Below are 314 nucleotides of genomic sequence, written 5' to 3'. Positions count from 1 at the left end.
TTCCTGGATCGCCTTCGGCACGCCCTGGAAGGGTGGAATGGCAAGCCACATGATGACCGAGATGGTGAGCAGCGAGTAGGTGACGATCAAAGCCGGCAAAGTGTCGTAGAGGCCAGGGGCCCCCTTCGCGGCCAATCTGCCAGTGTAGACCCTCGACATTTCCTTGACTGTTACAATACCGTCGATGTTCGCACTCGGTGCAATGGTGTGGATCTCATTGTTGGAGGCCGCGTCATCGAACTCGATCGAGGCGCCAACGATTGCAGCGGTTACGCTCACAAGGCGCTGTTTGAGGTCCTCATTTGCCACCTTGC

The 314-nt window shown here is 57.3% G+C and carries 1 pseudogene; it reads right to left on the bottom strand.

Annotation, left to right across the window (positions count from 1 at the left end):
- Nucleotides 1–314, bottom strand: a pseudogene (locus EN859_RS40085) (hypothetical protein); the annotation flags it as partial.

It is taken from the genome of Mesorhizobium sp. M00.F.Ca.ET.216.01.1.1 (assembly GCF_004010325.2).
Classification (GTDB): domain Bacteria; phylum Pseudomonadota; class Alphaproteobacteria; order Rhizobiales; family Rhizobiaceae; genus Mesorhizobium.
The sequence above is the reverse complement of the archived record's forward strand: the minus strand, read 5'-3'. Positions and strand labels throughout refer to the sequence as shown.